This is a genomic window from Sphingobacterium athyrii, assembly GCF_003071065.1.
In the GTDB taxonomy this organism is placed as follows: domain Bacteria; phylum Bacteroidota; class Bacteroidia; order Sphingobacteriales; family Sphingobacteriaceae; genus Sphingobacterium; species Sphingobacterium athyrii.
The window spans coordinates 254,153-281,066 of record NZ_QCXX01000005.1 but is presented as its reverse complement, the minus strand read 5'-3'; the positions used below and the strand labels follow the sequence as shown (position 1 = coordinate 281,066).

General features: G+C 41.7%; 18 protein-coding genes and 1 tRNA gene. 10 read left to right on the top strand and 9 right to left on the bottom strand.

The annotated features are described in order from the left end of the window. The first annotated feature begins 68 nt into the window (after positions 1-68). Genes DCO56_RS19065 through radA form a run of 3 tightly spaced genes read left to right on the top strand, consistent with a single transcriptional unit; the run spans position 69 to position 4,367 of the window. Positions 69-1,793 (top strand): serine hydrolase domain-containing protein, encoded by a 1,725-nt coding sequence (locus DCO56_RS19065; RefSeq protein ID WP_108635348.1) that lies wholly within the window; start codon positions 69-71, stop codon positions 1,791-1,793. After that, positions 1,790-2,950 carry a dipeptidase gene (locus DCO56_RS19060; RefSeq protein ID WP_108635347.1) on the top strand — a complete coding sequence of 387 codons (1,161 nt, stop codon included), beginning with the start codon at positions 1,790-1,792 and terminating at the stop codon, positions 2,948-2,950. The genes DCO56_RS19065 and DCO56_RS19060 overlap by 4 nt, the downstream gene beginning before the upstream one ends. A 31-nt stretch (positions 2,951-2,981) precedes the next feature. Beyond that, complete coding sequence (gene radA / locus DCO56_RS19055; RefSeq protein ID WP_108635346.1) at positions 2,982-4,367, top strand: DNA repair protein RadA; 1,386 nt, start codon at positions 2,982-2,984, stop codon at positions 4,365-4,367. A 136-nt stretch (positions 4,368-4,503) separates the two neighbouring features. On the opposite strand, the gene DCO56_RS19050 is transcribed toward radA, so the two are convergent. Further along, a complete protein-coding gene (locus DCO56_RS19050; RefSeq protein ID WP_108635345.1) occupies positions 4,504-5,184 on the bottom strand; it encodes a peroxiredoxin family protein in 681 nt (226 codons plus the stop codon). A gap of 72 nt (positions 5,185-5,256) precedes the next feature. On the opposite strand from DCO56_RS19050, the gene DCO56_RS19045 reads away from it, so the two are divergent. The 3 genes from DCO56_RS19045 (at position 5,257) to DCO56_RS19035 (ending at position 11,105) form a co-directional block, all read left to right on the top strand. Further along, positions 5,257-6,405, top strand: a complete 1,149-nt coding sequence (locus DCO56_RS19045) for a methionine aminotransferase (protein WP_108635344.1) — start codon at positions 5,257-5,259, stop codon at positions 6,403-6,405. A gap of 141 nt (positions 6,406-6,546) precedes the next feature. Beyond that, positions 6,547-8,475 (top strand): glucosamine-6-phosphate deaminase, encoded by a 1,929-nt coding sequence (nagB, locus tag DCO56_RS19040; RefSeq protein ID WP_108635343.1) that lies wholly within the window; start codon positions 6,547-6,549, stop codon positions 8,473-8,475. A 143-nt stretch (positions 8,476-8,618) separates the two neighbouring features. Then, positions 8,619-11,105: a TonB-dependent siderophore receptor gene (locus DCO56_RS19035; protein ID WP_108635342.1), complete on the top strand. Its 2,487-nt coding sequence runs from the start codon at positions 8,619-8,621 to the stop codon at positions 11,103-11,105. A gap of 158 nt (positions 11,106-11,263) precedes the next feature. On the opposite strand, the gene DCO56_RS19030 is transcribed toward DCO56_RS19035, so the two are convergent. Continuing rightward, entirely contained in the window at positions 11,264-13,780 is a 2,517-nt protein-coding gene (locus DCO56_RS19030; RefSeq protein WP_108635341.1) for a family 20 glycosylhydrolase, read from the bottom strand. Positions 13,781-13,920: 140 nt separating this feature from the next. On the opposite strand from DCO56_RS19030, the gene DCO56_RS19025 reads away from it, so the two are divergent. Continuing rightward, positions 13,921-13,992, top strand: a tRNA-Glu gene (locus DCO56_RS19025). 297 nt (positions 13,993-14,289) lie between these two features. Here DCO56_RS19025 and DCO56_RS19020 read toward each other — a convergent pair. The 5 genes from DCO56_RS19020 to prfB all read right to left on the bottom strand — a co-directional run bounded on the left by DCO56_RS19020 (position 14,290) and on the right by prfB (position 20,146). Further along, entirely contained in the window at positions 14,290-15,234 is a 945-nt protein-coding gene (locus DCO56_RS19020; RefSeq protein WP_108635340.1) for a class I SAM-dependent methyltransferase, read from the bottom strand. 215 nt (positions 15,235-15,449) lie between these two features. Next, on the bottom strand, positions 15,450-15,659 hold the full coding sequence (locus tag DCO56_RS29090; protein WP_146191087.1) for a hypothetical protein: 210 nt from the start codon (positions 15,657-15,659) through the stop codon (positions 15,450-15,452). 204 nt (positions 15,660-15,863) lie between these two features. After that, entirely contained in the window at positions 15,864-17,165 is a 1,302-nt protein-coding gene (locus DCO56_RS19015; protein ID WP_108635339.1) for a nucleotide sugar dehydrogenase, read from the bottom strand. Between the two features lie 39 nt (positions 17,166-17,204). Continuing rightward, entirely contained in the window at positions 17,205-18,650 is a 1,446-nt protein-coding gene (locus DCO56_RS19010) for a glycosyltransferase family 2 protein (protein WP_219929421.1), read from the bottom strand. Between the two features lie 412 nt (positions 18,651-19,062). After that, a protein-coding gene (prfB, locus tag DCO56_RS19005) for a peptide chain release factor 2 (RefSeq protein WP_108635337.1) occupies positions 19,063-20,146 on the bottom strand; the annotation gives its coding sequence in 2 pieces (ribosomal slippage) (positions 19,063-20,085 and positions 20,087-20,146; 1,083 coding nt in all). A gap of 206 nt (positions 20,147-20,352) precedes the next feature. Here prfB and pgi point away from each other — a divergent pair. Next, on the top strand, positions 20,353-22,002 hold the full coding sequence (pgi, locus tag DCO56_RS19000; RefSeq protein WP_108635501.1) for a glucose-6-phosphate isomerase: 1,650 nt from the start codon (positions 20,353-20,355) through the stop codon (positions 22,000-22,002). Positions 22,003-22,098: 96 nt separating this feature from the next. Here the strand turns inward: pgi and DCO56_RS18995 are convergent, their stop codons facing one another. Together DCO56_RS18995 and DCO56_RS18990 are read right to left on the bottom strand one after the other, a co-directional pair. After that, complete coding sequence (locus DCO56_RS18995) at positions 22,099-23,994, bottom strand: heavy metal translocating P-type ATPase (RefSeq protein WP_108635336.1); 1,896 nt, start codon at positions 23,992-23,994, stop codon at positions 22,099-22,101. A 193-nt stretch (positions 23,995-24,187) separates the two neighbouring features. After that, a complete protein-coding gene (locus DCO56_RS18990) occupies positions 24,188-24,529 on the bottom strand; it encodes a phage holin family protein (protein WP_108635500.1) in 342 nt (113 codons plus the stop codon). A gap of 411 nt (positions 24,530-24,940) precedes the next feature. Here DCO56_RS18990 and DCO56_RS18985 point away from each other — a divergent pair, with 411 nt between their 5' ends. Together DCO56_RS18985 and DCO56_RS18980 are read left to right on the top strand one after the other, a co-directional pair. Then, the gene (locus tag DCO56_RS18985) at positions 24,941-25,366 is read left to right on the top strand and encodes a DUF2147 domain-containing protein (RefSeq protein ID WP_108635335.1); all 426 of its coding nucleotides are present in this window, start codon (positions 24,941-24,943) and stop codon (positions 25,364-25,366) included. A 174-nt stretch (positions 25,367-25,540) separates the two neighbouring features. Continuing rightward, positions 25,541-26,788, top strand: coding sequence for an ABC transporter permease (locus DCO56_RS18980; RefSeq protein ID WP_108635334.1), 1,248 nt, complete (start codon positions 25,541-25,543; stop codon positions 26,786-26,788). The last annotated feature ends 126 nt before the right edge of the window (positions 26,789-26,914 follow it).

Sequence of the window (26,914 nt, the reverse complement as noted above, 5' to 3'; positions counted from 1 at the left end):
AATGAACTTGGCTTTTTTATTTTATTCGTATTTTTATTTGATAGAACCTAAAAAACGATAAAAACAGAATGAAAAAACGATTTTTCGGGGTATTATTTGCAGGTTTATTCTGTATTGCCCCCCTGTTCGCTCAATATAAGTCGACTATAAAGAACGAAACCATACTTTTTAATAATGTAGATCAGCTGCTGCCACTCACAGGGTTGGATCAACGGCGTATTGCCGTCGTCGTTCCAAATGTAGACAAATATGCTGCGTTTATAAATCAGCTGACGCGTTATGCGAATACAGCTCTTTTTGATTTCAGTAAATTTGACGAAGATATCAAGTATTATAATACGATTATTGTAGCTGGCAAGGAAGATGATTTGGATGCAGATTGTTTGGCGCAGCTTAAGCAGGCAGTCCTGAACAATAAAAAGGTTGTGCTCTGCCATTTCTTTGAGCATGAGCGCAGCAAAAAGGCTGTGTCTGAGCATCCACAATCCGATTTGATTGAACTACTGGCACCTTTTACTGCTGTCGGTCAACGCAATGCCGCGATGTCAATTTTTGGTGGAGCGGCCATTACTGAAGGAAACGCCAAGACGGCTCAAACGCGACTTCAATACAGTTTTGGTGAAAACTCAAGTCTGAACTTGGGTAAATTGACCAAAAAAATTGATGCCATTGCACAAGAAGCAATTGAGAAGCAGGCAACTCCGGGCGCGGTCGTGATGGTTATCAAAGACGGGCAGGTGTTATTGGAAAAATCTTACGGTTATCATACCTATTTGAAGGCTATTCCAACAAAAACAAGTGATATTTTTGATCTGGCCTCAGTCAGTAAAATCGCGGGTACTACTCCTGTTATTATGCGTCTGACTGAACGTAATATCATTAATCTGGACAGTACCATGGGGCACTATCTGTGGCAAGCGAAGTATACGAATAAAAAAGATATCAAATTGCGCTCCGTAATGCTGCATGAAGCTGGTTTTACGCCATTTATCCCATTTTATAAATATTTGAAAGCTGGGGATGTTGTTGCCAGTCCAGATCAACAGCATCAGGTTAAGATGGCTGACAATAGTTATATTCTCAACCATTACTATCGGGATGTGATGTGGCCCGAAATGTTAAAGTCTCCAGTTAAGCCAACAGGAAACTATGTGTATAGCGACATAAGCATGTATGTGATGAAGGAAGTTGCCGAACATCAGACGGCAGTACCCTTGCAGGATTATGTTCAGGAAAATTTCTATCGACCATTAGGAATGACACACGCGGGGTATCTTCCCAGGGAACGATTTTCAAGAGAGCAGATTGTACCTACGGAGCAGGATACTTCATTTCGCAGGACATTATTGGAAGGGTATGTGCACGATCAAGGAGCAGCTATGGCGGAGGGAGTCGCTGGGCATGCGGGGTTATTTGCCACCGCCAATGATCTGGCGATATATGGACAGCTGTTGCTGAATCGGGGTGAATATGGCGGAGAACGTTATTTTAAGACTGAAACGATAGATCAGTTTACCAGTAAGCAGTCCTCCTCAAGTCGGAGGGGACTGGGGTTCGACCGCTGGGATCCAAATCCGAAAAATGAATATCCATCTAAATTAGCCAATAGCACTGTCTTCGGACACACGGGGTACACAGGTACCTGTATCTGGATAGATCCGCAAAACCAGCTGGTCTATATCTTTCTATCCAATCGGGTACACCCGCAGGTCAGTACCAAATTGTTGGATCTCAATATCCGCAGCCGGATTCAGGATGCGATTTACGAAACAATCAATGAGGTGAAAAAATGACAAAAAAATTAGTGCTTATGGGCTTATGCATCTTGCCCTTAAACCACTTGGCCCATAGTCAGGATTATAAGCAAATTCATGCAGACATGGTTGTTGTTGATGGGCATAATGATGTGATCTATGAATCTATTTTTCCGGGAAAAGATATCGGTCAGCGTCTGAATTCCGGTGCCACGGATTTACCACGGCTAAAGGAAGGTGGAGTAGATGTACAAGTATTTGCTGTTTGGTCCGATGATGCGAAATGGAAGACGGGAGCATTTGAGCATGCCAATGCTCAGATAGATGCGCTGGAGAAAATGGTAGCGAGTAATGCGGGAGCTATTGCCTTGGCTAAATCAGTGGGTGATATCGACGCAATTCTAAAAACTGGAAAAATTGCTGCAATTATCGGTGTGGAGGGCGGTAATATGATTGAGGGGAGTATTGATAATTTGGTCAGACTCCATGAACGTGGCGCGAAATATTTGACCTTGACCTGGAACTATAATCTACCCTGGGCAAGCTGTGCTGCGATAGAGTCCGGTAAGATGGATTCGAAAGCAAAAGGATTAACGAATCATGGGAAAGCAATCATAAAAAAAATGAATGAACTTGGCATGCTAGTCGATCTCTCCCACGGTGGCGAACAGACTTTTTATGATGTCCTTGCGGTTTCCCATAAGCCAATATTGGTGTCGCATAGCAATGCCTATCGTTTATGTCCACATTTCCGAAACCTGAAAGATGAACAATTGGAAGCGTTGAAGAAAAACGGCGGTGTGATCGGTGTGAACTTTTACTCTGGTTTTTTAGACCCGACCTATGAAACAAGGTTAAAGAAGATCTACAAAAAACAGGTTGGGAAGAATGCGGATACAACGCAGAGTACCTGGAGCATGTATGATCAGTTGTCAAAGGAGGCCAAGCGCGGAGCCGACGCACCATTATCCAAATTATTGGATCATATTGATTATCTGGTCAGGAAAGTGGGTATTGATCATGTTGCAGTTGGGTCGGATTTTGACGGCATCGAATCGTCACCTCAGGGCTTAGAAGATGTTTCTAAGTTTCCTTTATTGACAAAGGGACTTTTGGAAAGAGGTTACAACAAAGCAGATGTTGCGAAGATTATGGGACTGAATTTCTTACGGATTTTAAAAGAAAATGAAGAATAGGGTAATGGATGGAAATTTGTAATTTCGTAGAATGGCAAAAACAAAATCCGCATATTTCTGTCAAAACTGTGGTTATGAGGCTCCCAAATGGATGGGACAGTGTCCTTCGTGCAAACAATGGAATAGTTTTGTTGAGGAAGTAGTTGAAAAAAGTAGCTCAAAAGTCCCTGAATGGCGAAGCACAACAACAACCGGAAACACAAAAAGGACAAATAAGGCGGCAATCATCCATGAGATTGTGTATCAGGATGAATCCCGTATTCTTACCCCCGATCAGGAGTTCAACCGTGTATTAGGCGGTGGCATAGTTCCGGGCTCCCTGGTGTTGATCGGTGGTGAGCCCGGAATAGGAAAGTCCACCTTGATGCTGCAGCTGGCTTTGTCCATTCCACAGGTCAAAACGCTCTATATTTCCGGAGAGGAGAGCGAACAACAGATCAAGATGCGGGCAGAAAGGTTGTCACAGTCCTCTAAAGCCAATTGTTATATTCTGACGGAGACATCCACACAAAATATTTTCAAGCAGATTGAGACCGTACAGCCCAATGTTATCGTCATCGATTCCATCCAAACGCTGCATTCATCACAGATTGAATCGGCACCGGGTTCGGTTTCCCAGGTACGGGAATGTACCGCCGAATTACTCCGGTTCGCCAAAGAAACCAGTACTCCCGTATTTATTGTAGGGCATATTACCAAGGATGGTTCCATAGCCGGACCTAAAGTATTGGAACATATGGTTGATACCGTACTCCAATTTGAGGGCGATCGTCATCATGTCTATCGTATTTTGCGTGCTGTCAAAAATAGGTTTGGCTCCGCTTCGGAATTGGGTATATATGAAATGCAGGGTTCCGGATTGCGGGAGGTTTCCAATCCGTCCGAAATCATGATTTCACAACGTGATGAGCCCGTGAGTGGGGTTTCTATTGCAGCCATGCTGGAGGGGATGCGGCCTATGATGATCGAGGTGCAGGCTTTGGTGAGCAATTCGGCATTTGGTACAGCCCAACGCTCATCTACAGGTTACGATACAAAGCGATTAAACATGCTGTTAGCCGTATTAGAAAAGCGATTTGGTTTTCGTTTAAGTGCACAGGATGTATTTTTGAACATTGCCGGCGGGCTGCGGGTCGAAGATCCCGCTATTGATCTGGCAGTTGTCGTTGCGATTATCTCATCTCAGCAAGATATTCCGATACGGAGCAACCTGACTTTTGCCGGCGAGGTGGGCTTGTCGGGAGAAATCAGAGCCGTCAACCGGATTGAACAACGTATCCAGGAAGCTGAGAAGCTGGGTTTTGATGGAATCTTTATTTCTAAGTTTAATACCAAAGGACTGGATGCCAAAAAATATAATATTGCCATTAGGCCAGTAGCTAAATTGGAGGATATTTTTAGCGCTTTATTTGGTTGATTTGCTAAAACCTTGAAGAAAAAGAATAGGTGCCCAAAAATCAGGCACCTATTCTTTTTAATATGGTTCTTATTCCCTTATAGCCTCATTTCTGATGCTCACTTAGAAGGTGATAGTAACCATGTATATCGAAAACCTACTTCAATACTTCTTTTAGCTTTTCACGTAAAGCATCGCCATGCAAGTTCTTTGCAATGATTTTTCCATTGGGGTCAATCAGTACATTTTGAGGGATAGACTTTACTGCGTATAATGTGCCGACATCATTTTGCCAGCGTTTTAAGTCAGAAACATGTCTCCAGTGTAATTTATCTGCGTGAATGGCCTTGATCCAGGAGTTGCGGTCCTTGTCAAAGGATATACCCAGGATTTCAAAGTTGTCTCCTTTGAACTGCTGGTAAGTTTTTACGAGATCAGGACTTTCAACGCGACAGTCTGGACACCAGGAAGCCCAAAAATCAAGCAGTACATACTTGCCTTTAAAATCGGATAGCTGTACAGGGTTGCCTGTTGTATCATTTTGTGTAAAAGCAGGTGCGACTTTTCCGATCTGAACCGTCTCCAGCGCATTTAAATATTCCTGAAATTCTTTTCCTTCGTTGGAGTTTTTGACATTGGCACTCAAAGTATTATAAAGCTCCTGCAGCTCTGTATAAACAGGGTCGTATCCGCCTACACGACGCAAATCAACTAAGGTTGAAATAGAATCCGGTGCTGCTTTAACACGGGCAATGTATTCCTGTTTGGTCAATTCTTTTTTCTGAGCTGAACCAAAGAGCGGAAGAACCAAAAAAAGTAGTGTGATGTATTTTATCATGTTGCTATTCTTCTATATATTTACAAATATAAGAAAATCCACTAATTTAGTAGATTAATAAAATGTCAAAAAATGAACTTCAACCTAATAGCTAAACTTCCACATGTCGGTACATCGATCTTTACCCAGATGACCGCGCTTGCCAATGCGGAGCAGGCCCTCAACCTTTCACAGGGATTCCCGGACTTTGAAACGGATCCCAGGCTTACCCAATTGGTTGCTGCGGCGATGGAAAAAGGACATAATCAGTATGCGCCGATGATAGGCACACAAAGTCTGCGAGAGACGATCGTAAATAAATACAAGGCTGTATATGACGTGGATATAGATCCTTCAGAGGAACTCACGATAACAGCCGGGGGAACCCAGGCCATCTTTACAGCGATAGCAACAGTGGTCGGGGCTGGAGATGAAGTGATTATATTCGAGCCGGCATACGATAGTTATGCCCCAACGATCGAATTGTTTGGAGGTAAGGTTATTCCGGTTCGATTATTGGCACCGGATTTTCAGATTGACTGGGATTATGTGGCTACGTTGATCAACGAAAAAACACGACTGGTGATTATCAATAATCCGAATAATCCTACAGGGAAAGTTCTCGGAAATGAAGAATTGAATAAACTTGGCAAACTTCTGCAAGGTACGGACACGCTGCTGCTCAGCGATGAAGTCTATGAACATCTTGTCTTTGATGGAGTTGAGCCGCAATCAGTTTTGAGTATTCCGACCTTGCGCGAACGGAGTTTTGTTGTTGCTTCTTTCGGAAAGCTGTTGCATACGACAGGCTGGAAGATTGGGTACTGTGTAGCTCCGGCCATGCTGACACGAGAATTTCGAAAGATCCATCAGTTTAACGTGTTCAGCGTCAATACACCAATGCAAATTGCGATTGCGGAATATTTAAAAGATATTGCCTACGTCGAAGGTCTCGCTGGTTTTTTTGAGAAAAAAAGAGACTTGCTCAAAAATGGTTTGAAGGAATCCCGTTTTAAAGTACTGCCCTGTGAAGGTACCTATTTTCTGAATCTGGATTATAGTGCAATCAGCCAGGAGAAAGAATTTGATTTTGCCCGTTATTTGACAGCGCATCATAAAATAGCGACAATCCCGCTCTCTGCATTCTATAAACAGGCTACAGATCAACAAGTTTTGCGCGTTTGTTTCGCCAAACAGGACGTTACTTTATTGGAAGCAGTAGCTATTTTGAATAAAATTTAGCCTGTTTTAGATGCTAAATTTAGGGCTAAAAGGTTTTATTTAAAATATTGTTAAGAACAGGGCACTTTATTAAAATTTTACTTCAACTTAACTCACTAATTTCATAAATTTGTAATTCACGTTTATCAATATATCCATAAAATGGCTAGATTAAATTTATTGGAAGAAACACGCTTCGAGAAAGTCCCCGTAAGCGTCTATCCAGATCAAAATTCAGCTTCGAAAAACGTTGCAAATCGTATTGCTGACATTATTCGTGCAAAGCAAGAGAAAGGTGAAAAAGCTGTTCTGGGTCTTGCCACTGGTGCCACACCGGTGAAGGTCTATCAAGAACTGATTCGCTTGCACAAAGAAGAAGGTTTAAGCTTTAAGAACGTGATTACCTTCAATCTTGACGAATATTACCCCATGCAACCTGACGCCGATCAGAGCTATGTGACCTTTATGAACAAAAACTTGTTCGATCACGTGGATATTGATAAGGCGAATGTAAATATTCCTGATGGTACCCTGGCACCTGATCAAGTCAATGCATTTTGTGAGGCATACGAGCAAAAGATTACAGCTGCTGGAGGTTTAGATATTCAATTGCTAGGTATTGGTCGTACCGGACACATTGGTTTTAACGAACCGGGTTCTGCGCCCAACTCCGGTACTCGTATTGTAACCTTAGATGATCTGACACGTCGTGATGCCTCTCGCGCTTTTGGTGGAAAAGAAAATGTGCCAAGAAAAGCCATTACAATGGGGGTGGGTACAATTTTCAAAGCACGTGAGATCATTCTGATGGCATGGACTGAAACGAAAGCGGAGATCATCAAAAAAGCTGTTGAAGGCGAGATTTCAGCAGAGATTCCGGCTACATATCTTCAACTGTCGGATAATGTCGAGTTCATTTTGGACGAGGCAGCAGCGTCGTTGCTGACACGTTTTGATCTTCCATGGTTAGCCGAAGATGTTACCTGGACACCTTCTTTGATTAAAAAGGCAGTTGTTTGGTTGGCCTTAGAGATCAATAAGCCGATTTTGAAACTTACTGACGAAGACTATAATGCCCATGGCATGGCAAAACTGGTGACTGAAACCGGGCCTGCTTATAACATCAATATCCGTATTTTTAATGAACTTCAGCACACGATTACAGGATGGCCGGGAGGTAAACCTAATGTAGACGATTCACAGCGTCCGGAGCGTGCCAATCCGGCTAAGAAGAATGTGATTGTATTTTCTCCACACCCAGATGACGATGTCATCTCCATGGGCGGAACATTTATCCGTTTGGCAGATCAAGGGCACAATGTGCATGTTGCATATCAGACTTGTGGTAATACGGCTGTATGGGATGATGATGTAGTACGTTACCTGGAGTTTGCGGAGGATCTGGCAAATCAAATCGGTGCGAAAGCGGAGGCCGCTCAGATCAATCAGATTTATGATGAAGAAAGAGCAATCTTTGCAACGAAAAAACCAAATCAGATCGATACCGAACTTGTTCGCAAAATAAAGGCATTGATCCGTAAAGGAGAAGCCATTGCCGGAGCTCGTTTAGTCGGATTGCCAGATGAAAATATTCACTTCCAGGATCTTCCATTCTATGATAGACAAAAATTTGCGAAGGAAGTATCGTTTGAAGATGATATTCAACAAACAATGGAATTGTTGCGTCAGGTAAAACCGCACCAAGTATTTGCAGCGGGAGATTTTGCCGACCCACATGGTACACATAAAGTATGTTTCGATATTTTGTTCGAAGCTTTGAAAAGATTGAGCAAAACTGACGAGTGGACAAAAGACTGTTGGTTGTGGTTGTACAGAGGCGCATGGCATGAATACCCAATCCATGAGATTGAAATGGCTGTTCCATTATCCCCACAAGAGGTATATCGCAAGCGTTTAGCGATCTTCAAACACCAATCCCAAAAAGATCTACCTGTATTCCCAGGTGATGATCCACGTGAATTTTGGGTGCGTGCTGAAGACCGTACGAGTGATACCGCGTCATTATATGATAGATTAGGTTTAGCTAACTACGAAGCGATAGAAGCTTTTGTACGATGGAAATTTGACTAAAATAATCTGAGTTAATATTAGGAAAGCTCTGAATCATAGATGGTTCAGAGCTTTTTTATTTTTAATTATTCTAAATAAGCAAGTTTTTATATCTTTGCTTCGTTATTTAGAATAATTAAAAATAATTACCCAAAATTATTAACATGGACAAACACTTACTTGCTCTTGCCTCTACATTTTTAATCGGAAGCGCTGTATATGGTCAAACTTCAGGGATCGTAAAAGGAAAGGTTGTTGATGCAAACAACAATCCATTAAGCTCAGTAACCGTTTCAATTGGCGATAAAACCGTACGGACAGATCACAGAGGTCATTTTAGACTTCAAGGTGTCGATCAGAATGCGGTAATCCGTTTTACCTATTTAGGATATCAAACAACTTCGGTTGATTATGTATTTAGCTCCGCTAGCCGTGAGGTGGTCATAAAACCGGTGGTGTTGGTGAGCAATGAGCAGGCTATCGATGAAGTGGAGGTGTTTGGTGAGCGGAATAAAAAGCCAAAGGGACTTGAGATGATCACCCGTATGCCTTTAAAACCTTCCGATCAGATTCAGAGTATATCGGTGATATCAAATAAAGTAATTCAAGATCAGGGGATATTAACGTTGACAGATGCTGTAAGAAATATTCCGGGTGTTACGCTTTTCGGTTCATATGGCGGCGTTAAAGAATCGCTATCTACACGGGGTTTCAGAGGTGTGCCAGTTTTGAAAAATGGAGTACGTATGGATTCTCAGTTTCAGACCGCTTCCGGCGTTGTGGACATGCAAGGGGTAGAGTCTATCCAGATGATCAAAGGATCCGCAGCGGTAACACAGGGTGTTATTACTGACCTTGGGAATGCCGGAGGGGTGATCAATGTGGTGACCAAAACGCCTAATTTTACCAACGCTGGCGAAGTTGGAGTACGCGTAGGAAGCTGGGGGCAATTTCGTCCGACATTTGATTTTCAGACTGTGTTGGATAAAAAGGAGACCGTTGCTTTTCGTATGGACGGCGCCTATGAAAGAAGCGATAGTTTCAGAAAAGGACTTTCGGCCAACCGTGTGTATCTGAATCCCTCATTGGCTTGGAAACCGACAGACAGAACAACGATCACTTTAGAAGGAGATTACTTTAATGATAACCGCACACCGGTCAATTCGGCAGTAAATAGAGATACTTCGCAATCAGTTAATGCGCTTTATGTAATACCCAATAATCGTTTTCTTGGATTTAATTCGGATAATAATAACACCGAAATGAAGAGCTTTATGGGGCAGATCAATCACGAACTGACTGATCGGTGGAGTGTACGGGCGTCATTTGCGACATCGTCTTATCAGGTCGATAATCAATCTTCATCTGTCGGTTTAATTAAGGATAAAGAGTTCAAGTTTAATACGTTTAATAGATATGTCGGCAGAAATACACGGGATGATAAAAATAAGACTTTTCAATTTGATTTGATCGGAAAGGATCTTTACACGGGCGGAGTGAAACATTTGGTACAAGCGGGTGTAGACTATAGGATTGCCGACGCTACCACTACAAATTATACAGCGACTGTTTCAGGGAAAGGTATCGATTCATACGATATTAATGAGAGAAAAGGTGTTGGTATTGATCAGATAGATGTATTGGGAGATTGGACCAATGATTTGTCGGCGGTTGAGTATATCGACAAGAATGGGGTTAAGCAAAAAGGAAAAACGGTAAAATTTACCGCTGGTGAAGGTGTGCGCTCATATTATTCGAGCATAGGTTTTATGGCACAGGACGTTATTGAATTCAATAAATATATTAAAGCTGTTTTAGGTCTGAGATATTCGGAGATTATTACGAAAGATTTTGTTTCCACCGGGAATAAAAAAGAATCCGCATGGAATCCAATGGCTGGATTTATTGTTACTCCGTTTGAAAACTTTAACATTTTCGGATCCTATACGAATTCAACCAATCTCCGAAGTGCTGCAAATCGTTTAGAAGACGGTACGACTGCAGGCCCATCCCGAACAGAGCAATTTGAAGGTGGAATCAAGTCAGATTGGTTAGAAAATCGTTTACGGTTCAATTTGACGTACTTCCATATTTATACCTCTAATTTGACTAATCAAGCCTATAAACCTGGGAGTTCTATTGAAGAAACATTTTATTTCAAGGCGGGCTCGCTCTTAAGAGATGGTATCGAAGCGGAATTAAATGGTCGTATATTGGAAAATCTAACGGTGATGCTGGGTTATGCATACCTCAATGCAAGATATGAAGATTCTCCTTCTTACGTAAATGGCTCTGCTCCCATGAATGCGCCAAAACATACAGCTAATGCCTGGGTGCAATATGTATTCAATCAAGGGGCCTTAAGAAATCTGAGTTTGAGTGCCGGAGTTTATTATGTAGGCGATCGTCCAGTGAACGAATATAGCTTGACGCCCAATGGTCATGGTGAATACTATGGAACCGAACCATTCAATATGCCAGCTTATACAACATTAAATGCACAGGTGGGGTACAAATGGCGTAGGTTTGATGCAAGAGTTTTTGTTAACAATATCACCAATGAGATTGGCTTGAACTCGTATTTCCGAGGTGGTTTTATCAATCAGATTGACCCGAGAAATGCGGCTGTTTCGTTAAGCTATAAGTTTTAAGCGGATAGCATTTAATTGTTAATACACAAAAGGGGATGATTTCGAATAGAAATCATCCCCTTTTTCAGTTTTAGAATTGCTATTGGCCTGTGCTATTTCACCGACGAGCTTAAGTACATCGGATATCACTATTTTATTGTAATAATCCAGTTCAGTTGTTAATATGCAATAACGTCTCCTGATCTACCTTTGGCATCAAAGACCTTGAATAGATATTTCTTGCCCACTTGAAAAGGAATTGTGCCATTTACTTCTTTTGACTTCAATGTCGGCGTGCTTCCATTCTCTGTATAATAGACTTTGAATCCGGGATAATCTGTATTGATATACAACTGGTTGCCCTCTTTTTTAATTCCAAGTTTTGGAAGGCGATAGGTATAGCCCCCATTAATAATATCCAGTTTCTTCAATTCATCCTCGCCTAATTTCTTAATAAAAGCTGTATACGACTTACGATAGGTTGCTTCATCATAAGCATTGCCTTTTTCCCAAGCTTGTTCCTGCGCCCAGGCACGATCGGCAATGGCGATAAGCCGAGGGAATATCATCTCCTCAAGCCGTTGATCTGTCGATACTTTTTCTGCCCAGAGTGCACCCTTAATGCCGAGCAGGTTTTTCTTTCCTTCAGCCGTGAGTTGCTCCTTGTTGGTATAAGCTTCTTTTACGAGATCTTTTCCGGTGTCATCTTTACGAAGGTTGATGAAGAAGTTTTCCGGTGAGAAAGAATAGGTTCTGTTCAAGTTTACAGTACCCACCCAGCTATGACCCGGATCCGCAAAATCACGATCCCATGACATATCCAGGTAGTTGTTAGCCGCACTTGTATACACAACTTTATAGCCTGCATTTGCTAAGCGGTAAGCTAAATCTTCTTGTCCCTGTCCTGGTAGGTTATTCCATACATTGAGATGGATGCCGGATTTACCCAATTCAGCGTTAACTTCCATTCCTTTCCCTTTGTTACGCATACCCATCTCTTCCCATCCCGACATAGTCAGATCTTTACTTTGGACAAGTTGATTTATTTTGGCAATGTATAGTGGCCATACATCCAGGACATTGCTGATATTATTCTCTTTCATGAAAGCAAGGATTTTGGGTGATTTTTCCCAGACACCACTCGGTGTTTCGTCACCTCCCAAATCGATCATTTTCAACGGTACTCCGGCTTTTTCATGGATAGCTTTGATTTCATCGACTACTTTGCTCAGGAAATGATACGTTGAAGGCAGGGCAGGGTTCATCACATTGTCGTTCCAGTTCTGCGCAGAGTTATAAACCGATTTGTCGTCTGCATCATCCAATAGAAACTCTTCAGCTTTCTGTTTGTCACCCGCTTTGGTGTAGTGAGCATACCGGGCACGCATGGCTTTGATCGCCGCGCGGGCATGCCCCGGAGTTTCGACTTCAGGAATTACGTCAATATGTCTTGCCTGTGCATATTGTAAGATTTCGATATAATCAGCTACGGTGTAGAATTGATGCGCTTTTGCCGTTGCCCCAGAACCGTATGCAGGTTGAATTCCTTTACCATCCTCAAAATTAGCAGTACGGTTTGCTCCTACAGCGGTTAGTTCGGGCAGAGAAGGGATTTCCAGTCGCCAACCTTCGTCGTCGATAAAGTGGAAATGGAACTTATTCAATTTGTAGGCCGCCATCAGATCCAAAATACGTAGCACTTCTGCCTTGCTATGAAAATTACGGGCCGCATCCAGCATAAAACCACGGTATCCATAGCGCGGGCTATCTTCTATGCTCGCGTGTGGTAAGGCAATTGATTTCGTGGTTTTAATCCATTGTTGATGATTGATCAGTGATTTTAAAGATTGTATGGCATAAAATGCACCTGCTTTATCCGATGCCTCTATGTGTATACCCTTTGCATCAATATTTAACCGATAGGATTCAGGTTTTAGATCATTTGCTTTGACGATAACAATTCCATCCTCTTTTGCCGAGGAAGGGGACAGCTTGATTCCCGTGTATTTGTTCAGAAAATCTGTCAGAAAATTCCCTTCTGAAGAAAATTCGCTGGCAACAAATATTTTTGTACCGGTCGCTACATTAAATTTTGTGTTATCGTTGATGTTAATATGACTCGGTAGGGGGATAATGCGCTGTGCTTCGACCCCTTTGGTAAGTTGGTTTAGGTCATATTTATAGGACCAGTAATTATTTTTTTCGGCCTCGGATTGAGGAGCGGTTTTCACTGCTGTATAGTTCCGAATATCTGTTGAAAGCCCGGTTTTGCTATTTTTTATGTATAAACCGATTGGTCCGTCGGTATAATTGACTAATCCGGTTGTTGTAAAATCAATATGGATGGTGTCCTGTGCATTTAATAAAAAATTGTTTTTCTTAAAACTAACCTGAAATAGGTCGCCATTCCTGTGGTCAATGGCAAATCTATTATCTACTTTATCTGGATCAATAGATCGGATAAAATTAAACCAGAGGCTCCAATCATTAAGCTGTATTGCGCTTTTGCCCGTATTTTTCAGAATGATTGTTGAGACAGGGTTTTTACGGATATTCTGGCCATCCTTGACTTGCCAGGTGAGTTGCAGCTGATCTGCAATTGAGCTCGATTTTTGAGCATATGCTGCTTGGCTCAAAAGTGCCATGCCAAGGCCAGCATAGAGTAGTGGGTTTTTAATTTTTTTTAAATTAGTCATGTTGGTTACTTTTTCAATGAGTCTAAATATAGCTATTTTAGAGGGTTTTGCGATCTATTTAGAAAAAAATGAATAAAAATCCCGATAAAATTTTGACAGATTTAGAAAACTTTCTATATTTGCACACCGAAACAGAAAACGGCCCGTTCGTCTAGGGGTTAGGACGCAAGATTTTCATTCTTGAAACAGGGGTTCGATTCCCCTACGGGCTACGAAAAGCGACTTCAAAAGAGTCGCTTTTTTTTATGCGATTAAAATGGTTTAATCTCGTCGAGAACGATACTATAGCATTTGTTCTATTTCATTTAAACTGCAGAAAATAACTCAGAATTGAATTCCTCCGAAAAGAAACTCCTTTCTGACTGCGTTCAGATGGTTAATTCTGGTCTGTACCAACTTGTCCTATTGCCCGCAAATGATCTTCTCCTTTTTACATGCACTCGCGGAAACAAAGATCAGGAACAATAAAAGTAATCGAATAATTTTTCATACCAGCTTTCGCTGTGGGATTAGTACGATGACTTTTGGATATGTGGATTTTTCGGGATCTCGACCAATCTGTATCCTTCTTCGATAAGGGATTTCTTTAGGGAATCATCGGGCATATTCTTAAAGACAGCAATGGAAAGTGTCTGGCTCGGCAATACCCCCCAATTGGAAAAAAGATCACGTATTTTCTTTCTGAAAAGAATACGCCTGAAAACCTTCTCCTTTCTATCAGCTTTGATATGTTCACTGCCCGGAAACCAAAAGTTTGGGTTGATTTTTTTTATTGCAATCATAGGAAGGTTGAGGCCAGCAGCAAATTTTTCAAATTCCCGTTCTGAAACCTTGTAGACAAAATTTCCCACCTTTTCATAGGAGAACCTATTTTTCCAGATCTTATTGATCGTCCTGTCGTTGATTCTTCCCAGTAAATTGGCCAAATACAATAAGGAAGGCATTTTTGATATCGGATCCTGTGGCTCAATAATTATAATAGCTTTTCTGGCTACCCGGATCATTTCGTAGAGCGCGGCGTAAGGACGTGGAAAATGATGGTAGCTTTCCTTACAGAGTATATAATCCACGCTCTCATCTTCCAACGTTAATGATTCAGCGTTTTGGGCGGAGAAATCCTTGATAAATTCTTCTTCATGGGAAACTTTCAGGAAACTGTCATCCAGATCACTTGCGGTTACATCCTGAATATTCTGGTCAAGCAGATATCGCGCGTCATGTCCATAAGCATCACCAAGGGTAAGCCATTTCGCATTTTTATTATTGGTAAAAGGATTCAGACAATTGAAAAAAAGGTTCTGTAACCAATGGTTGATACTTCCATTGTAGCTATTTAAGGATTTGATTACCTTAATTTTTTGTTCTTTTTCTGGATAGAGGGTATTGTACCAATTGGCATGGAGGCCGTAGCTGTGGTCATTGAATTGATCTGATTTTCGCAAATTATTTTCCATGATTTAGTTTATAGTAGTTACATCACCTGATATTGATCAGACAAAGGCGCATTTCTCTTCTGGCCTTTAACTTGTTTTTGGTTTATTAATACTACGGATAATTATTGGTAAACGCTACACATAAACAAAAAAAATGATATAGAATTGATAACCATGGATATATAGGGTTGTATTTTTAGATGTATGCTTAGTTAGATCGCTATTTATCTGGATAATTATTGGATGATTTGTTGATCAATTCCCGCCATTTGAGCCCATTTTTTAGATAGAATAGAATCACAACAAACCCGGCGCTGGATAAAGCGGAAAAAGATCTCTGAATAGCGATTGATTACTTCAGGAAAAGTATAACAATCATCCGTTTGAATGCTAGTGAATAGCTCGGTGTCGCTTAACTGTTTCATAGGTGCCGCAATTGGTGCCAAATAGCGCTTAATTTAATGAGGTCAGATTTATACTTGTGGTGTTAAGTTAATATTACCAAACGAGAGATTTGATGATGGTTTTTTTAATCAAATGATTACATTGCCTCCAAATATGGAAAAAACCTTCAGTTTTCACCATATTTGGAGGTGAAAACTAAAGGTTTTAAAAGAATGCTACCTAAAAATAGTATCAAATAAATGAGACTACAAGCGGGCATCTACCAATTTTCGGTCAAGTATTCCCTTGATGTCAAATACGACAGAAGGATCCTTTTTTAAATTCTTGAGATCCAGGTGTAAAAACTCCCGATGCCCCACAGCTAGAATGATGCTGTCGTAATTTCCTGACTGCGGAAGAGTTTCTAGTAATTCTAAACCAAAATGCTTCCTTAATTCATCTGGATTTACCCAAGGGTCATAGATATCGACCTCAAGACCAAATTCTTTAAGGTCGTGGATCATGTCAATAACTTTGCTATTACGGATATCTGGACAGTTTTCCTTAAACGTTACCCCCAATACCAATGCTTTGGCTCCGTCAAATTTGATGTTTTTCTGTATCATCAGTTTGACGACCTTGGACGCAATAAAAGAAGCTACTTGATCATTAACCTCGCGGCCAGACAAGATCACATGCGGATGGTAACCCAGCTGGGTCGCCTTTTGCGCTAAGTAATAAGGATCTACTGAAATGCAATGTCCCCCAACTAATCCCGGTTTGAACCGAAGAAAATTATATTTTGTTCCGGCAGCATCGAGCACATCCTGTGTATCTATACCAACGCGGTCAAAGATCAGGGCCAATTCGTTCATAAAAGAAATATTGACATCCCGCTGCGCGTTTTCAATCACTTTTGCTGCTTCTGCTACCTTGATGGAAGGAGCTAGATGAGTACCGGCATGAATAATTTTTTTATAGAGCCCATCAACCACAAGTCCCGCTTCGGCAGTACTTCCGGAAGTTACTTTCATCACTTTTTGCAATGAATTCACCTTATCGCCAGGGTTTATACGCTCTGGAGAGTAGCCAACAAAGAAGTCTTGATTAAATTTCAAACCCGAATTTTTTTCCAAAACGGGGATACATTCTTCTTCGGTACATCCCGGATAGACCGTGGATTCATAGATAACTAAATCCCCCGCTTTTAGCAGTTCTCCAATCATTTTAGATGCAGCCAAGAGCGGTGATAAGTCAGGCGAGTTATAACGATCTATCGGTGTCGGGACCGTGACGATATACACATTGGCATCTGCGATATCATGAACGGTTGAACTTGCGTCGTAGCCCCTGCGCTGTTCCGATGCGGTATATAGATTCCGTGCATGCAATAGCTCATCACCATCTGCTTCAAGTGTACGGTCTATACCAGCTTTAAGTTCGTCAATACGCGTTTTGTTTATATCGAAGCCAATCACCGGAAAGAATTCAGAGAAAGCTATCGCTAAAGGCAATCCCACATAACCCTGACCAATAATGGCAATTTTTTTAATCTGAAAATCTGTCATATTTATATTTAAAGTAAAGATACGTTCTTTCCGTCGAAACTAGCCTCTTGTCAACCAACCTTTACGCCCAGCCGTAGCAATGGCATAAGGTGTGATCCAAAATAAGCTGAAAGCGTAAAATATACTGTAACTATAAGCCCAGAAAGCTTCTTTTGCGTCTGAATTTTTGGATGCAAAGAAATAAGCCTGAATACTTGAAAATATAAGGATTCCGACTAAGGTTGAGCTCAAAAACATCAATGGATAATGAAATACGGTCCAAAGCATTAATAACATCATTGGATAAGAAAGCAGTACTTTTTTCCATTGCATGATCAATAGGATACGTGCACCCCATTTCGGCCCTTTACGGAAATTCTTAAAGGCAAACTGGCTCATCATAATATTTTCACGCACATTACTTCTTTCCCAACGGATAAACATCTTATATAAATTTTTATAACGTACAGGCGTATCGGTGTATACGTAAGCATTCGATTGGAACAATACATGATATCCCTGTTTCAATATCATATTTGTCATGGCGCGATCTTCTCCAATATCAGAAGGTTGTCCCATAAAAGTTTGGTTGACCCAATCTTCCAAGCAGTGCATAACGGCTTCTCTGCGGTACCCGGATAATGCTCCAGGGGTACACATTACTGTTCCTAGCATACTTTGAGCCGAACGTACAAACTCAAAACTGAAGACAAAACTCACATTTAACATACGAGGGATGATTGCCTTTTTATTATTCAGTACACGCACATTACCTGCTACTGCCCCACATTCTGGGTTGGTCACAAATGGACTGGCCATATTGCGAATGGTGTCTTTATTGACCACAGAGTCACTATCTACTGTTATAAAGACTTCGCCTGTCCCCAATTTAAATCCACGGTACAATGCATGGCGCTTGCCCATGTTTTTGGGTTGTTGATAAATTTCAATACGATCACCCAATTCCATCTTCGCACGTTGTATCCAGGCAAAAGTATTGTCCTTACTTCCGTCGTCAATAGCGATGATCTGAAGTTTTTTCTCCGGATAGTCGCTGCTTGCCAAACTATGGAGCGTATCGTATACCAGTTGTCCTTCATTATAAGCCGGAACAATAATTGTACAGGTCGGCAGTTCTTCATCCGAAACAGACGCAATGGGTTTGTATTTACGGTGAAGTACAATCAAAAAGATTAAAAAACTTAGGGCGACAACGGCTAAAAATATTCCCAAGCCAATTAAAAATATTCCGCCGATACTGTCTAAACGTTGAAAACGTAATGCATCAAAATCTGGCTGAAGCATATATACACCAAAGACTGATGCAAATAGCACGAAAAAAGTCGCTCCAAAAATAACGTATTCTTTCGTTCCAAAATTGCTTTCCTCGACTTTGTTTACTGTTGTCTCAGATTGTTGCTGTTCTTCATTGACGTCGTACACGGCAGGTTTCCATTGTTTGGTCATCTGCTTTGATACGATTGAGTTTTCTTTCATGTAATTCATAACCGTTCTATTTTTAGATATACATTCTTCTTTTTATTTTCTTTGTTGACCCCAAGTATAGTGTCGTTTGTAATGAAAATATTACGAATGCATAAACGCAAAATACATGCCTTTATTTTGTGCCAAAAATTGAAAAAACTTGCGCTTTGTAACGTTCTTGATACATTTTTATGTGTCGTAAATCATTGTTTTTTAATTGTTTAAGTGTGATTGCTTGTCTGTTTAATCAATAATTTGCTACCCTATGCATACAGTCGACATTTAAGGTTTTTTAACGTTTTTAAGATTTTTTTAATGCGTAATTGACAGTTACAGTGACAGACTGTGTATGAAAGAAGGCAGTGATTGCCGTGACAAAAAAAAGACGCCCATCAATGGAGCGTCTTCAATTTTGTAGTTTTTTTATGGTAGATTAACCGCCAAATTCCATTAAATAATTTTTCAGGAAATCGTTTAAGTCTCCATCCAGTACCGCTTGGGTATTTGATGTTTCGTAGTTTGTCCGTAAATCCTTGATTAATTTATAAGGATGCAAGACATAATTACGAATTTGGGATCCCCATTCGATTTTCTTTTTGTTTCCTTCGATTGCAGCGGAGGCTTCTTGCCGTTTGCGCATTTCAATCTCATACAGTTGCGATTTCAATAAGCGCAGCGCATTTTCCTTATTCTGCAATTGTGATCTCGTCTCCTGATTTTTGATAATGATGCCCGTGGGTTTATGGTGTAGCCGGACAGCTGTCTCCACTTTGTTCACATTCTGGCCACCGGCACCTCCCGAACGGAAAGTGTCCCATTCGATTTCCGAATCTTTAACGTCTATTTCTATGTTGTCATCAATCAATGGGTAGACATACACCGATGCAAATGAGGTGTGTCGTTTGGCGTTGGAGTCAAAAGGCGAGATGCGGACTAGTCGGTGGACCCCATTTTCACCTTTAAGGTAACCATAAGCAAATGCTCCGGATAATTGAAGGGTGACACTTTTGATCCCCGCGACATCGCCTTCTTGGGAGTCCTGCTCGGTCACTTTATACCCGTTTTTCTCACCCCACATAATATACATGCGCATCAGCATAGCCGCCCAGTCGCAACTTTCGGTACCTCCGGCGCCCGCTGTGATCTGTAGGATAGCATCCAATTGATCCTCCTCGGCGCTGAGCATATTTTTGAACTCCAGCTCTTCAACCTTTTCCAGTGCAAGTTTATACTGATCATCCAGTTCTTTATCTGTTGCGTCCCCGGATTGAAAAAACTCATACATGACATAGGTGTCTTCAACTGCCGAAGCTACTTCATCAAAATGATCTGTCCATACCTTCTGATTTTTAATGGCCTGGAGTATTTTCTCTGCAGCTTTGGAATCGTCCCAGAAGTTTGCTTCCAGGGTTATGGCCTGGTCTCTTTCTATTTCATTTTTACGGACATCAATGTCAAAGATGCCTCCTTAGGGAAGTAACACGATCCCTCAAGTCTTGAATTTGTTCTTTTGTCATACCCGCTAATGTAGATATTCAAAATCAAAAAATAAAAAATAAAAAATAGGGAGGATCGGAAACCGTCGGTTTGTATCTCACCTTTTTTTTTTAGTTTTGATAGCGCAGGCACATAAACCTTTGTTTAGAGAGCTACACGAAGTGTAATAAAAAATATGGAAGGTTCTTATGCCGGCTTAAAGCAAATAATTTCAAATAAAAACAGTATGTTTCCAAAAATTAATTTTACAACGACCAAAGCCTACCAATATTTGGTAGATCATTATATCGATATCAATCAGCAGGACTTACGCGAGCTTTTTGCGGCAGATCCACAGCGATTTGAGAAATTTTCGATTCTCTTTGAGGATATTCTTTTAGATTATTCCAAAAATCGTGTCAACGATGAGACCATCGCATTGTTGATCCAGCTGGCCAAGGAGTGTCATCTGTCCGAAGCGATAGCGGCGATGTTTGCCGGCGAGCGGATCAATGTGACCGAAAATAGACCCGTCTTGCATACGGCCTTGCGGAATCAGTCCGATCAGTCTGTCTTTGTGGATGGCAAGGACGTGATGCCTGCGGTTAGAAATGTATTGGTGCAGGTAAAAGCTTTTACAGAGAAGATTCTTTCCGGTGAATGGAAGGGTTATACCGGAAAAGTGATTACCGATGTTGTCAATATCGGTATTGGCGGTTCTGATCTGGGACCGGTGATGGTGACCGAGGCTTTAAAGGCATATAAAACCAGACTGAACGTGCATTTTGTGTCCAATGTAGACGGAACACATATTGCCGAAACTTTAAAAGAAGTAGATCCGGAGACAACCTTGTTTCTGATTGCGTCCAAAACATTCACTACCCAGGAGACAATGGCCAATGCACATACGGCAAAAGATTGGTTTCTGAGTAGGGGAGCCGGACAGAAAGATGTCGCCAAACATTTTGCGGCATTGAGTACCAACACGGAGGCTGTAACGGCTTTTGGTATAGATCCTCAAAATATGTTTGTATTTTGGGATTGGGTTGGTGGACGTTATTCACTATGGTCTGCCATTGGGCTTTCCATTAGCCTGGCGATCGGATTTGATAATTTCGAGGAACTCTTAAAAGGTGCCTATGAAGCTGATGAGCATTTCAGAACCAGCGCCTTTGAGGAAAATATTCCGGTAATATTGGCTTTGCTCGGTATATGGTATAATAATTTTTTTGAGGCTGAAAGCCATGCCATCCTTCCTTACGATCAATACCTGCATCGCTTTGCAGCGTATTTTCAACAGGGAGATATGGAGAGCAACGGAAAATACATTGACCGCAATGGTGAACGCGTCGACTACCAGACCGGGCCGATCATTTGGGGCGAACCCGGAACAAACGGTCAACATGCTTTTTACCAGTTGATTCATCAGGGGACGAAATTGATCCCATGTGATTTTATTGCGCCAGCAAATAGCCTTAACCCGATCGGCAACCACCATCAACTTTTATTGTCTAATTTCTTTGCACAGACAGAGGCCCTGATGAATGGTAAAACCGAGGAAGAAGTTGTTGCTGAATTCCAAAAAGCAGGTAAATCCAATGCTGAGATCGAAGAGTTAAAAGCCTATAAAGTATTTGAGGGCAATCGGCCAACAAACTCCATTTTATTGAAAAAAATGACTCCACGGACATTGGGCAGACTTATCGCGCTGTACGAACACAAGATATTTGTACAGGGGGTAATTTGGAACGTCTACAGTTTTGACCAATGGGGTGTTGAACTTGGTAAACAGCTTGCCAATAAGATCCTACCGGAGCTGAGCGACGATAATCCGATCACAAGTCACGATTCTTCCACCAATGGATTGATCAATGCCTATAAATCCTGGCGCGATTAATACTTCCTTATCGTACATTCGGCTGATCTTCAACAAGGTTGGCCGAATGTATTTTACAGGTTTTATTTTTTTTTAAACGGCTCTTTCTGGACTGTATTATACCGTTTTATGCTGAATCCGGATGGCATTTAAAATCGCCAATAGCGCCACGCCAACGTCAGCGATCACAGCTTCCCAGAGTGTGGCAACCCCGCCGGCCCCGAGAATCAGCACAATAATTTTGATACTCATTGCCAGGATGACGTTCTGCCAGACAATATTACGGGTGATCTTACCGATTTTGATGGCAGACAAAATTTTATGGGGTTCATCATTCTGTATCACGACGTCAGCCGTTTCGATAGTCGCATCTGCACCTAATCCGCCCATTGCGATGCCTACTTGGGCCAAAGCAACCACAGGAGCATCGTTGACACCATCGCCAGCGAAAGCTACACTTCGCCCTTCGTCGATCAATCTTTGGACCTGACTTACTTTATCTTCTGGCAGCAGGTCGCCGTAAGCTTTATCTATCCCCAGTTCCCTTGCCACCTCATCCACTACCGCTTTCTTATCACCGGACAGCATGACCGTGTATAGGCCTTGTGCCCGCATGGTCGAAATTACCGCTTTAGCGTCCGGTTTATTTCGGTCTGCAACCGTAATGTAGCCTGCATATTGCTTGTCTATTGCAATCAGTACGATGGAATGAACAATTAGCTTTATTTCTTCCGGATAGGAGACGCCAAACTTGTCCAGCAGTTTGCTGTTGCCGGCAAGGACAAGCTTATCGTTGATCGTCGCTTTGAGTCCATGGCCGGCTACTTCCATGATTTCTTTGGTAATAAAAGTCGGATCTCCCGGATGGTAGCGCGCGATCGCTTTTGCAATTGGATGGGTCGAATTGGACTCAATGGCTTTGGCATAATCCAATAGTTCCACCAACTGTCCATTGACAGCAATGACCTCTTTGACTTCAAAAACACCTTCGGTCAGGGTACCCGTTTTATCCATGACAATGGTATCGACAGCAGTGATGGCATCCAGGAAATTACCGCCTTTGAACAAAATCCCGTTTCTGGAAGCTAGGCCTATTCCGCCGAAGTAACCTAATGGGATCGAGACAACCAGGGCACAGGGACAGCTGATCACAAGAAATACCAGACTACGATAAAACCATTCTTTAAAGCTATAGTCACTGACAATAAATAACGGGACGATAAGGACAAGAACAGCAAGCGCGAAGATAATAGGGACATAGATCTTTGCAAACTTGGAGATAAATAGCTGTGTTTTGGATTTGCGTGCCGTAGCATCCTGCACCATTGCTAATATCTTGCTCAGTTTGCTGTCTTTGAACAGACTGTTTACGCTGATTTCACAAACTGATTCTAAATTGATCATGCCCGCAAAGATGGCCTCGCCCTTATATTTCGTGTCGGGCTTGCTTTCTCCGGTGAGCGCCGCAGTATTGAATGCAGCCCGTTCATTCAGCAGTTTCCCGTCCAGTGCAACTTTTTCACCTGCTTTAACAACAATCACTTCACCGATATTGACGGTTTTGGGATCTACATCCAGTTGTTTTCCATCACGCAAGACCGTGACTTTATCCGGACGGATGTCCAAAAGCGATTTTATGGATTTTTTGGCGTTATCTACAGCTATATCCTGAAACCATTCGCCGATCTGGTAAAAGACCATGACGGCAACCCCTTCTTCAAATTCCCGGATGGCAAAAGCCCCTAAGGTTGCAACACTCATCAAAAAGAATTCATTGAAGAAATCACCGCGTTTGGCCTTTCGCAAAGCCATTTGCAGAACAGGTATACCTGCTAATAGGTATGCCGTACCATTTAAAAATAAAGAAGCATAAAAAGGAAGCGTGATCTTAAAGGCATATTTGAGGATCAGCAGTGTGATCAATAGGATAAGTGCAATAAGAAGTTTGCGTTGTGATATCCACCAGGGAGTCTCTTTTTCTGTATGGCTATGCTCGTGGTTGTGTTCGCACATATATCGGAGGATCTGTTAAATAATTTAAATTTAGCTATTTTAAGCTTAAAAAGCGAGGGAAGGGGAATTAAAATAGCGCATAAACAGCTTTAGAAATAGCCTTTCTGTCTGGAGATCATCATTCCTGTTGATATCGAAAAAGGCTGCCTCCCCCAATCGGAAAACAGCCTTTTATATATATAATTATATAATTTTAGTCTTTTGAAGTGCTTCCGACGATCATTTCCAATACGGCAACGACGATGGCGAACAATGCTGCTGTCCAAAATCCATCGACATCAAATTTGGATCCAAGGAGCGAGTCTGAAAGTAATACCATTAAAACGGTGATAATAAAGGAAACCAGCCCAAGCGTAAGCCAGTTTAATGGAAAAGTGAACAATCTCAAAATTGAACCTACGGTTGCATTGACAAATCCGATGACCAACCCCGCGACAATAGCCCAGCCGAATCCTGCGACATGTGCACCTGGAACAATCCAACAAGCAACTGCGACGACTACGCCGGTAAGTAGAAGACTAATAATAAATTTCATAATATGTGCTAATTTATAAACAGTGAATAAAGTAATAATATAATAACTATCGTGCAAACGCAATGCCAAAGTTTCGGTCCCTTTCTTCGCCTTTTTCTCATACCAAACAACCTTCGAACCCCAAGCTGGCTTTATACATGGAAAATCGAGTCTCTCTTTTATCTGCCGATATTGGGGCAAACAGGAATCAACTCATTTTTCTATTTAAATCAGTAGGGAATATGGAAAATAAATATATGCAAGCATAGTAAATATTTTGTATATTTAACTTATAAGTCCACACGCTTTAATTCGCTGGACTCCATTGGAATTGGTTAGACGGTTTTATTTTTTCTCTAGAATCTTTTGGAGATAGGCGATTTGAGAGATAGGCAAAAAAATGGTAAAATAAATTCATAAAAATATAGACCAATGAAGAAAATTATGATGTCATTCATCATGTTGCTTGTTACAGTAACATTGTTTGCGCAAACAGATCCGATTATCGGAAAGTGGGAAAACCCAAGCGGCGAGGGCCGTGTGGAGATTTATAAAAAAGGGGACAAATTTTTTGGTAAGCTTTATTGGCTTAAATTTCCAAATAATGAAGCCGGACAGCCCAAGAAAGATATTAAAAACCCAGACAAGGCGCTTCAGGGCCGGGCAGTTCAGGGATTGGAGATCTTGACCAATTTTGAAAAAGATGGAAATACCTATGAAGATGGGAAGATCTATGATCCCAAAACAGGGAAAACCTATAGCTGTAAAATGACTTTAAAAGGGGACAAACTCGACATACGTGGTTATGTAGGGGTTAGTTTACTCGGCCGGACGGAGACCTGGAAAAGGATCAATTAATCGTTGTGTTATAGTTTAAAGTAGTTGAAAGTAAGATCTTACCAAGTTAATGGCCATCTTCTTGTCGGCGTTGATCTGGTATAAAAAAGGCAATTTATTCTAATGAAATAAATTGCCTTTTGGTTTTGTGGAGGAATAACAGTATTTTCATCTGCAAATAATAAAAATCGCCGTATGTCCGTAAAAATGTCTTATGTTGAAAACGTAAAACTTGCACTGCAATCCATTGTAGGCAACAAGTTGCGGACATTTTTAACGGCATTGATCATAGCGATAGGGATGATGGCCCTGATCGGTGTATTGACATCTATTGATGCCATGAAAAACTCCTTAACGGATTCCTTTTCTTCCATGGGATCCAATTCATTCAATATACGGAATAGGGGGATCAATGTGCAGATCGGTACGGGAGGTACACGGTCTAAGGTATTTGCCAATATTACCTATGCCCAAGCGGCAAGGTTCAAACAGAACTTTCATTTTAATGCGACGACATCCATCAGTGCCAATGTAACCTGGAATTCGACCGCAAAATTTCAATCGAAAAAGACAAACCCTAATATCGGCCTTATTGGTACCGATGAAAATTATCTTCAGACCTCGGGCTACATCGTCAATGAAGGGCGTAATTTCTCCGTCCGGGATGTAGAGACCGGTGGGGCCGTGATTATCATCGGTAGTGAGGTCAGTAAAATGCTCTTTGGCGAAATCATTGACCCGATTGGACAATTTATTACGGTCAATAATATCCGATACCAGGTCATCGGAGTGCTAAAAAGCAAAGGTTCCTCTGCAGGTATGGGCGGTGATAGAGCCTGTTTTATTCCCCTGGTAAAAGCAAGATCGGTCATGCAGGTCGTAGAGCCATCCTATGTGATCACGGTATCCTCCAATGACCCAATGCGTTTGGAAGCAGCGATCGGTGAGGCCTCTATTGTATTTCGGAATATTCGCGGGCTATCTGCAAGACAGTCCAATGATTTTGAGATTACCAAATCCGATGCAGTAGCACAAATGCTGATGCAGAATATGGCGATGGTGACCTTAGGGGCAGTCGTGATTGCCTTTATCACTCTTGTTGGTGCATCCATCGGACTGATGAATATCATGCTGGTGTCGGTTACTGAACGGACAAGGGAGATCGGCATTCGGAAGGCAATAGGTGCTACGCCCAGTGTGATACGCAAGCAGTTTTTGATGGAAGCCATTGTCATCTGTATGATGGGCGGTGTCGCGGGTATATTTATCGGCATCCTGATCGGTAATTTGTTGGCCCTTCAACTGGGGACATCCTTTATTATCCCTTGGGCTGCTATTATTCTCGGATTTGCAGTATGTGGTCTTGTGGGGATGTTGTCTGGTTATTATCCGGCATCAAAAGCTTCAAAATTAGATCCGGTGGATGCCCTGCGTTACGAATAAACCGAATCTGCATTAAATAACAGTTGTGACCTGTATCGCTCCGGTAGTTGCTCCACAGTCATGCTGCCGGAAATCCAATGCAGTTTGTCTGTTATCTCCTTCTTGATTGTTCCATTATTCGTTGCA

Bases quoted from the DNA above. Each gene is read 5' to 3' on its own strand.
- DCO56_RS19020 (WP_108635340.1), bottom strand. From the start codon at position 15,234: ATGGAAAATAATTTGCGAAAATCAGATCAATTCAATGACCACAGCTAC.
- DCO56_RS19010 (WP_219929421.1), bottom strand. From the start codon at position 18,650: ATGAATTACATGAAAGAAAACTCAATCGTATCAAAGCAGATGACCAAA.
- nagB (WP_108635343.1), top strand. From the start codon at position 6,547: ATGGCTAGATTAAATTTATTGGAAGAAACACGCTTCGAGAAAGTCCCC.
- pgi (WP_108635501.1), top strand. From the start codon at position 20,353: ATGTTTCCAAAAATTAATTTTACAACGACCAAAGCCTACCAATATTTG.
- DCO56_RS19015 (WP_108635339.1), bottom strand. From the start codon at position 17,165: ATGACAGATTTTCAGATTAAAAAAATTGCCATTATTGGTCAGGGTTAT.
- DCO56_RS19065 (WP_108635348.1), top strand. From the start codon at position 69: ATGAAAAAACGATTTTTCGGGGTATTATTTGCAGGTTTATTCTGTATT.
- DCO56_RS18995 (WP_108635336.1), bottom strand. From the start codon at position 23,994: ATGTGCGAACACAACCACGAGCATAGCCATACAGAAAAAGAGACTCCC.
- DCO56_RS18980 (WP_108635334.1), top strand. From the start codon at position 25,541: ATGTCCGTAAAAATGTCTTATGTTGAAAACGTAAAACTTGCACTGCAA.
- radA (WP_108635346.1), top strand. From the start codon at position 2,982: ATGGCAAAAACAAAATCCGCATATTTCTGTCAAAACTGTGGTTATGAG.
- DCO56_RS18985 (WP_108635335.1), top strand. From the start codon at position 24,941: ATGAAGAAAATTATGATGTCATTCATCATGTTGCTTGTTACAGTAACA.
- DCO56_RS19035 (WP_108635342.1), top strand. From the start codon at position 8,619: ATGGACAAACACTTACTTGCTCTTGCCTCTACATTTTTAATCGGAAGC.
- DCO56_RS19050 (WP_108635345.1), bottom strand. From the start codon at position 5,184: ATGATAAAATACATCACACTACTTTTTTTGGTTCTTCCGCTCTTTGGT.
- DCO56_RS19045 (WP_108635344.1), top strand. From the start codon at position 5,257: ATGAACTTCAACCTAATAGCTAAACTTCCACATGTCGGTACATCGATC.
- DCO56_RS19030 (WP_108635341.1), bottom strand. From the start codon at position 13,780: ATGACTAATTTAAAAAAAATTAAAAACCCACTACTCTATGCTGGCCTT.
- DCO56_RS18990 (WP_108635500.1), bottom strand. From the start codon at position 24,529: ATGAAATTTATTATTAGTCTTCTACTTACCGGCGTAGTCGTCGCAGTT.
- DCO56_RS19060 (WP_108635347.1), top strand. From the start codon at position 1,790: ATGACAAAAAAATTAGTGCTTATGGGCTTATGCATCTTGCCCTTAAAC.